General features: G+C 64.7%; 4 protein-coding genes and 1 pseudogene. All 5 read left to right on the top strand.

The window, feature by feature from the left end; genetic code table 11:
• Positions 1-21 precede the first annotated feature (21 nt).
• On the top strand, positions 22-2,970 hold the full coding sequence (locus AC1DF3_RS34085) for a Tn3 family transposase (RefSeq protein WP_478142410.1): 2,949 nt from the start codon (positions 22-24) through the stop codon (positions 2,968-2,970).
• A 302-nt stretch (positions 2,971-3,272) separates the two neighbouring features.
• A complete protein-coding gene (locus AC1DF3_RS34080; RefSeq protein ID WP_478142409.1) occupies positions 3,273-4,088 on the top strand; it encodes a hypothetical protein in 816 nt (271 codons plus the stop codon).
• Positions 4,085-5,419 carry a hypothetical protein gene (locus tag AC1DF3_RS34075; protein ID WP_478142408.1) on the top strand — a complete coding sequence of 445 codons (1,335 nt, stop codon included), beginning with the start codon at positions 4,085-4,087 and terminating at the stop codon, positions 5,417-5,419. The genes AC1DF3_RS34080 and AC1DF3_RS34075 overlap by 4 nt, the downstream gene beginning before the upstream one ends.
• Before the next feature lie 87 nt (positions 5,420-5,506).
• Positions 5,507-5,779, top strand: a complete 273-nt coding sequence (locus tag AC1DF3_RS34070; protein WP_478142407.1) for a hypothetical protein — start codon at positions 5,507-5,509, stop codon at positions 5,777-5,779.
• Positions 5,739-6,695, top strand: a pseudogene (locus AC1DF3_RS34065) (cytochrome P450); the annotation flags it as partial. The gene AC1DF3_RS34070 and the pseudogene AC1DF3_RS34065, both read left to right, overlap by 41 nt.
• Positions 6,696-6,757: the final 62 nt, after the last annotated feature.

Below are 6,757 nucleotides of genomic sequence, written 5' to 3'. Positions count from 1 at the left end.
CGGACAGGCTTGGACTGCGCCATGACCTTCGCACATCGCTACGTCGGAGCGGACAGCCTGCCTGCCAGGCTGTCCGAGTTTGACGTCGAGCAGTACTTCACGCTCACCAAGGCGGACGTCTCGGCGCTGTGCGAACGGTTTCGCGCCGACCGGCGCGTGCCGGCGGCGATATTGCTTCTGCACCTGCGCGCCAGCGGCCGCCCGCTGGACCGCGTCGCCGTCGTTCCTAAGAACCTCCTGCGTACCGTCAGCGACGCCCTGGGCGCGCCGACGCTGACCATCGCCAGCCTGCGCTCGCTCTACCAGCGGCGCCCCACCCTCTACGAGCACCAGCGTTGGGCCAAGGACTACCTGGGCCTGCAGGATCTCGACGACACGAAGACCGTCGAACTGCAAGAGCTACTCGCAGTCGCGTCCGACCAGGCGGCCCACCTGGACGACCTCATTGGTACGGCGCGTACCTGGCTGTACGAACGCCGCATCCTGATTCCTGGTTTTCGCAGGCTCGCCGACTGGGCCCGCGACGCCTTTTCCGTCGCCGAATCCAGGATGTTGGCCGCAATCTGGACTGCAGTCGGAGCGGCTGCTATCCGGCGATGCCGGGAGTGGGCGTACACGGCCCGTCAGGGCGAGGAAATGACGAACCTGGAGTGGCTCAAGGCCCCTCCTGGTCGGTTTGCACCGAGCACCCTGGCCGAAACCTTGGCGAAGATCCGCAGCCTGAAGGAACTCGAAGTGCACCAGTGGGCGCTCGATGCCATCGCCTTGGCGAAGCAGCAGGCCTATGCCGCCCATGTCCAACTGCGGCGCCCGTCGATGACCCTGCGCATTGAGCGGAACCGGCAGGACTTAGAGATCGTCTGCTTCCTGCGGGTAACGCTGCTCGAACTCACCGACACCACCCTGCTGCAGGCCGCCCGCCGAAGCCAGCAACTATTTCGGGAAGCAGCGGAGCGCGTGCAGGCCAGGCGGTCCAGCCACAACGCGTCGTTGTTGCGGAGCGCCGTGAAGGCCAAAGCCATTCTGGCGGACGACGCCAGGGACTGGCGCGAGCGCGTGCTCCAGGCCCGCGCGGCGCTCGCAGACATCGGCGACGCGACGGTAGGCAGCTTTGCGGCGCAGGTGCGTCGGTCACTCGCCGAGGACAGCCGACGGGTCCATGCCTGCCTCGCCGGCTTGCGCGCCCTTGATTTCGCGGGCAAGCCGGATGACCGGGGCTTCGCGCAATGGCAAGCCTGGTCCAGGCTTCAGGAGGCAAGCGCAGGCGCTTCCGACGCGTTCGGAGGCGCGGTGCCGACCCCACCAGTTGGCGCCGCTTGGAGCCCTCTGGTACACGATCTGGATCCGAAGTCCGGGTATCGCGCCTTCGAGGCCTGCGCCCTGATGTCGTTGCGCCGCAGCCTGCGGCGCGGCAGCGTCTGGGTCGATCATTCGATGGTCTTCCGGGATCGCAAGGCTCTGCTGATCAGCGAAGACGAATGGACGGCCAAACGCGATCAGCACCTGCAGATCCTGGGGCACCCCTCGGATCCCAGGGAGTTCATCGGGCCGTTGTTGGCAGCCGTCTCCGCCGGCCTTTCCGCGTTGGCCGAGGCGGTCCAGCGCGGACGCGTCGAAATCGGCGGCGACCGCCTGCTGCACATTCCGCCGCTGAGCGCTCTGCCCGATGACATCGAGCCGCGCAAGACCCGCGAGGCCGTATTCCAGCGCATCGGCGACGTTCAACTGCCCGACATCCTGATGGAAGTCGATGCGGCCACCCATTTCAGCGAAGCGTTGCTCGCCCGCCGTGCCGACTCCGCCGACGAACTGTTCGCCTTGTACGGCGCACTCTTGGCCCACGGCACTTACAACGACGCCAAGGGCGTCAGCACCATGATTCCCGGGATCGACGTGGCGCAGATCGCAGTCGCGATGCGCGCCCTGGAACAGCCCGGCCGCCTGCGTCGAGCCAACGATTGCGTGACGCAGTTCCAGACCCGCGTGCCCATCGCCGCGTACTGGGGTGACGGCGACAAGGGTTCTGCCGACATGATGGCGCTGGATGCAAGCAGTCAACTGTGGACGTCACGGGTCGATCCGCGCCGACGCACCTACGCCGCCGGCATCTACACCCACGTGCGCGACCGCTGGGGCATCTTCTATGACCAGCCCATCGTGCTCAACGAGCGACAGGCCGGCGCCGCTGTCGAGGGTGTCGAAGCGCAGAACCGGACCAACGACCGCATCCGTATCTCCCTGATCGCTGTCGACACGCACGGTTTCACGAGCGTCGCGATGGCCATTGCAAAACTCCTGGGGTTCGACTTGTGCGCGAGATTGCGCAATCTGAGCGAGCGCAAGCTGTTCATGCCTCGCGGCTGGGCGGTTCCACAGGAGCTTGAGGCAGTAACTGTTCGCCAGGTATCGCTGACCGCGATCGAGCGCGGCTGGGACGATCTGCTGCGACTGGTCGCCTCGATTCGCACCGGCAAGGTGTCGGCGGCACAGGCGATCCAGCGCCTCGGTTCGGCGGCCATCGGTGATCCCTTGCACCGCGCGGCCGAGCACCTGGGGCGACTGCTGCGCACTCTCTTCTTGTGCGACTACTTAGCCATCGACGCGTTTCGTCGGGAGATCCACACGCTGCTCAACCGGGGCGAGTCGGTTCACCAGTTGCAGCGGGCGATCTACACCGGCAAGGTTGCGCCCGAGCGTGGCCGTAGACGCGACGAGATGATGGCGATCTCCGGCTCGCACGCGTTGCTGACGAACATCGTGCTGGCCTGGAACACGAGTCGCATGAACGACGTCGTCGACAAGCTTCGAAAGGATGGCGTGGCCATGGAGGACGACTGGCTGCGCCGCATCGGGCCAGCCCACTTTGGGCACATCAATTTCCGAGGCACGTTCAGCTTCGCCCTCGGCCCCTACGCCGATGTGCTGGTACATCCGCGTCCTGGCAGGGCGCGTATCAAAACGCTGCAGTGACCAACGACTGTGAGCCGTTTGCCTAGCCGCGGCGTTGGCTCCGGAATTCAGACGCTGGCGTATCAATCCGCACGGAAAGCACAAAGAGCGGGCATTGGGCGCTTTCATAAGGGGTTGTCGCGATTGAGGTTTTTTTGAGCAACCGTATCAATCTGCACCGAAGATACGATCACCCCCTTTCAGACCGATCGTCAACGCTAGAACGGGCCTACTGAGTCGAGCTCTCGCGGCATACCGTGGGCTCTGGACATTCCCACCCATTTCGGAGTCGGGCGCGTCCGGAACCACCGAAGGAGCACGCCATGCCCGAACTCAACAAACTTACTCCCTGCCCGCGGCCCCTGGCCGTTGATTCGCTCATGCATGGAGGTAGGCTCGCCGTCGGCGCGGCCGTGCTGGCCTTCGCCGGCTGTGGAGGAGGCGGCAACAACGGCGGGTCCTTCCTGCCGCCCGCTGCAACTACTCCTCCCCCCGCCCCGGCGGCAGGACCGGCGCCGGCACCCGTGTCGCAGTCGCTGACCGGAACGGCTGCGACCGGCGCACCCTTTGCAGGCGCGCAACTAACCGTCGTCGACAAGACGGGCGCGACGGTCTGCGACACGACCGTCAACACACAGGGCGCCTACGTATGTGAGCTCCCCGCCACCGCCCAGGCGCCAATCGTGATTCGCGCCATCCGCGACGGCCAGGCCCTGTACAGCGTTAGCGCCACAGGAAGCGGAACTGTCAACGTCACCCCGCTGACCTCGATCATCGTTTCAAGGCTCGCACCCCAAGGCGACCCTTCACTGTTTGCCGATGCCGTGAAGGCTGATGTCGGCCTCGCGGACGCTGCCAAGATCCAGGCTCAGAGCGAGGCGGTGCTCACGCTGCTGAGGCCGCTCCTTGACGCCCTTGGCGACACGGTAGATCCCCTCACCGGAGCCTTTAGCGCCGACGGATCCGGCCATGACCGCGTGTTGGATTCCATCGCGGTGAGCATCCGTCCAGATGGAACCGCAGCCAACATCGAGATCACGGTGCGCACCCGCCAATCCGGCGTCACTGACTCAGCGCCAGTCGCCATCAGTTCAGGAGTTCGGACGCAACCCCGGAATCGCTTCCCCCGATCGCTGTGAGCGCCCTCGCACCAGCGGGCCTGTCCCAACTGGTCGCCGCCTTGATGGCGCGGCTGACCGCGTGCTATGCACTTGCGCTCTCCTCTCGTGTGAACGCGGGAAGCGACACGACCGCGGCGACAGGGGGCCCAGCCGATGTCAAGGCACCACAATGCCGGACACTCTTCGTCGACGACGACCCCGCGACCTATCTGAGCGGCGGCTCGCGGGTTGGACGCGATGCGGCTGGGAATGGCTCCTTCACTGGACTCTTCCGGCCGGGCGCCACCGGCGTCATTTGGGATCAAGGCGCGCTCCAGTTCTATCGCCCTAACGGCGACATGGTAGTCAGCTACCGTACGCTCGACACGGTGGGCGGCATTGCCTACGACACGCTGGTCGTGCGCGAAGTTGGTGGCACACTGAAGCTCATCGGCAATCAGTACGTCTACAGCTCAAGCGTGAGGGCAGCCGTACAGGAGCGGGACTTCATCAACGCCCCGTCCAACACCTACTTGAACGTCGGGTACGACATCAGCATCGCCAACCAGACCGACAGCAACGGCGCACCGACTTTCACCAAGGTGGAAGTGACCACGCCCGATAACTCCGTCCTCACGCTCGTTCCCACAGTCGGGAACAACGGACTGCGAATCCGAAAGCCCGATGGGTCGGTCACCGGAACGTCCATCATCAGGCTCAATGCTGCCTATCGCAATTCTGCTGCCGCGGGATCTCCCACGACGAGCTCCGAAAACCTCTACTACGTATCTCCACCCCAAACAGACGCCCAGATCGGGGCCACACCGGATCAAGGCGTCTGGAAGCTTGAGTTCTTCCATGCGGACACGACCAAGGCGAACGTCATCCAGACCCACCGGACGCTGACCCGCGCCTATACATTGGCAGAAGCATCCCAGGTGACCTTCGCGAAGCTCACTCCAACCATGCGGGCATTCCTGCAGAACCTCACCGCGGGCTCCGGAAGGATTGTCTTCACAACGCCCCCCAGCGCCAGCGCTCCCAATGCGGTCGCGTGGGGTACGCCGCAGGTGAACGCCTGGGATCTGCCTCCCCTGGCCGTCATCCCGGTGAGCTTCTCCATCTACGGCACTGCCCCGACTGTCAACGGGGTGGCAGGCGCAGCGTTCGACGACACGACATCGCTGGCAGCTTCGGCCCGCACAGCGTACGTGACGTGCACGAAGGCAACGAATGCCGACGCCCACTGCGACACCACAACAGGGGTCACCCAGTTCGCGACTGGAACATCATTCAACTATGTTCAATTGATCGGGAGAAGCAGGCTCGGTATGGAGCACTTCTCTGGAGTTGCGCTGTACACCCCCTAAGAGCTCGTACGGTCCGGTCCTTCAGCGCTTTCACAGAGGGGCTGGACGCTTGAGTGGCGCTGCGACTGGGAGCGTTGAAAGCAGCGCGTGGATCTTCACGGCGCGACCTTCATGCGATGCAGCGCCCAACGTGACCGCTTCTCGTTCGGCAAGGCCGTCGGCCTGAATGAACATGGCGTTGACAACCAGACCGTGACGGTTGTCATCTCAACAGTGCGAGCAGCCTCGAAGGATGCCAGAATGCCTGAAGTGTCGCGTCCGCACGCCAGTCAGTCCGGCCCGCGCTGCGGCGGAAGGCATCGGAGGAGGTACTTCGAGTTTGCACGCACCGTCACGGCCGTCCCCGACGCCACCGAGTGACATCAGGTCGTTGCCAGGCCCGAAGCGTGCGCCGGTTGTGAGAAACCTGTTGCAGCTGGACCTTCCGCACCTCCATCTTCAGCTGGAAGATTGGGCCGCAACGTTCGGACCGCTCTACCGACTGAAGTTGCTGAAGCGTGAGGTGCTTGTCGTGTCGGACCCGGCCCTGACCGCGGCGATCCTGCGGGATCGTCCGGCCACCTGGAGACGGCCTTCCAATTTCGAGCCGATCTTCCGCGAGGCCCGCGCGCATGGACTCTTCAGCGCCGAAGGCGACGACTAGCGCCGACAGCGGCGCATGGTGATGACCGCATTTGACCCGGCGCATCTGCATCGCTTCATGCCGCAGCTGGTCCGGGTCACGGAACGGCTTCGCGATCGCTGGAGCCGGACAGCCGAGGCGGGCATCGAGATGGACCTGCAGGCCGAACTGATGTGCTTCTCGGTGGATGCGGCCTCGGGCCTTTCGTTCGGCGTGGACATCAACACGATCGAGGACGAACGCAGCGAGCTGCACGCGCATCTGGCGGCCGTGTTCCCGATCCTGATGCGACGCATCAACATGCCCTTTCCCCATTGGCGGTACGTCCGATTGCCCATCGACCGGGCGTTTGACCAACACAAGGCGCAGATCCATCGCGCCATCGAGGGCTTGGTGTCCGAGGCGCGCGATCGGGTTGCGCAACGAACGCAGGACAGCGGGAGCCCTTCCGACTTGCTGGAGGCCATGCTTCTGGGCCGTGATGGCGACGGCAGCGCGCTGAGCGCCGAGGAAGTGGCCGGTAATGTCTACACCATGCTCGTGGCCTCACAGGATACGACCGCCAATTCGCTGGCCTGGACGATCTACCTTCTGCGTACGCACCCCACGGCGTGGGATCGATTGGTGGAGGAATCCCGCCGGATTCTTGGGCAAGAGACCGTGCCGCGCGATCTCGAGCAGGCACGCTCGCTGACTTGCCGAAGCCTGCGCGAAGG

Source organism: Variovorax sp. 10N432, from assembly GCF_056394465.1.
This window is presented reverse-complemented; position numbering and strand designations above follow the sequence as displayed.

What these genes read in the sequence shown, in the direction of transcription:
- AC1DF3_RS34085 (WP_478142410.1), top strand. Translation starts at nt 22, where the DNA reads ATGACCTTCGCACATCGCTACGTCGGAGCGGACAGCCTGCCTGCCAGG.
- AC1DF3_RS34080 (WP_478142409.1), top strand. Translation starts at nt 3,273, where the DNA reads ATGCCCGAACTCAACAAACTTACTCCCTGCCCGCGGCCCCTGGCCGTT.